Source organism: Streptomyces sp. W16, from assembly GCF_033194735.1.
Lineage (GTDB): Bacteria > Actinomycetota > Actinomycetes > Streptomycetales > Streptomycetaceae > Streptomyces.
The window spans coordinates 1-1,520 of record NZ_JAWOAI010001044.1 but is presented as its reverse complement, the minus strand read 5'-3'; the positions used below and the strand labels follow the sequence as shown (position 1 = coordinate 1,520).

At 73.9% G+C, this 1,520-nt stretch carries 1 protein-coding gene and 2 pseudogenes; 1 reads left to right on the top strand and 2 read right to left on the bottom strand.

Annotated features, from left to right (window positions below):
- Together R6V09_RS52905 and R6V09_RS52900 are read right to left on the bottom strand one after the other, a co-directional pair.
- Window positions 1-414: pseudogene (locus tag R6V09_RS52905) on the bottom strand (hypothetical protein); the annotation flags it as partial.
- On the bottom strand, window positions 395-1,033 hold the full coding sequence (locus tag R6V09_RS52900) for a hypothetical protein (RefSeq protein ID WP_317888521.1): 639 nt from the start codon (window positions 1,031-1,033) through the stop codon (window positions 395-397). The pseudogene R6V09_RS52905 and the gene R6V09_RS52900, both read right to left, overlap by 20 nt.
- Between R6V09_RS52900 and R6V09_RS52895 the strand changes: the two are divergent.
- Window positions 1,028-1,520: pseudogene (locus R6V09_RS52895) on the top strand (hypothetical protein); the annotation flags it as partial. The gene R6V09_RS52900 and the pseudogene R6V09_RS52895 overlap by 6 nt on opposite strands.

Here is a 1,520-nt window from a genome sequence, read left to right as displayed (position 1 = left end):
GCCGGTACGGCAGTCCGGCCCGCCGACGACCGGCACCGAGTACCTCGACGCACCCCAACTCCGGGACCTGCCCCCGCAGGGCGCGGCCCCCTGGGGTGCCCAGGAGTCGGTCGGCACGGGGGTGCGAACAGCGGAAACGGTTGCTCCTGCACCGACAGCCGAACCAGGCACGGAGTCCGGCGGCGCGGCCCAGGCCGCGATGGCGAGGCTCGCCACGGAAGCGGTGAACGGGGGAGTCGCCACGGCCGTGGACACCGGGCTCACCGCCACCCCCGAGCAGGGCTCGGTCCTGGCCCAGGCCCCCGACGCGGGCGAGGCCTGGCAGGGGAACGGCCGGCTGTACGCGGTGGAGACGGCAGCGGTGCCGGCTTCGGCTTCCTCGGCCTCCTCCGCTTCATCGGTGCACGCGAGCATGGAGAGCTCTGGAACCGCCGGTGTCCCCGAGGTGGGTCAACTGCCCGAAGGTGCCGAGGAGTTGGGCGCCGGGCAGGCGTACGGTCCGGGTGCCGAGGCGGGGGCCGCGTTCGAGGGCGGACACGGCCAGGTCCAGGAGGGGGTTTCGGCTCCCGTTGGCGGTCAGATGCCGGTGGGGGGCGAAGGGCCGGCTGAGGTGCCGGGCTCTGGTCTCGTCCCGGAGGCTGAGGAGGTGTTCGCTTCCGACGCAGGGTTCGTCACCGGGAACGATGAGGGTGTTGAGGCAGGGGTGGCTTACGGCGCCGGGCAGGCCGCCCAGGCCGTCGGCCCTCACGATGCGGAAGCACTTGGTGCCGAGGCGCCGCTCGACCACGGTGTCGAGGCGCTGCCCGGCCAGGGTGCCGGAGTGGAGCCCGAGGCGGGATTCGGTCACGGCGTTGGCGCAGCCCCCGAGGCTGCGTTCGGCTCCGGCGCTGACACGGCTCCTGAGACCGCACTCGGACAGGGTGTTGGCGTGGGTACCGAGGACGTCCTGGCACAGGATGGCCCCCTCGCTGCCGAAGCCGCGCTCGCGCAGGACGGTGTTCCCGTCCCCGTCCCCGAAGCCGCGCTCGTGCAAGACAGCGCCCCCGTTTCCGATTCCGCGTCGGCGCAGACCACCGGTCAGGCCCCCGAGGGTGTGTTCGTCGCCTCTCCGATCCCGGAAGACGTAGCCGCCGCGGAGCCGGGCCAGGCAGAGGGCATCGCGTTCGCCCCGGGTGCCGACCAGGTCCTCGACGCCGCTTACGCCCAGGAGACCGCTCCCCTCGACGGGACTGCCGAGGTCCAGGACGCCGGGCCAACTCACCCTGTTCCTACGGGAGTCGAGACCCCGCTCAGCTCCGACGCCGAGCCCCTCGCCGCCGCCTCGGACACGGCGCAACCCGCACCCACGGCCTACGATTCGGCTCCCCTCACCGAGGGCGTATCCACCGCCACCCACGCCATCCCGGCCCCGGCCCCGGACGCGGCACACCCCGACAACGCGCTCACGCCCGTCGAGGCCGTCCCCGCACCGATCGCCGAAGCCTCACCCGCCCTCCTCGACGCGACCCCGGACGACCCGG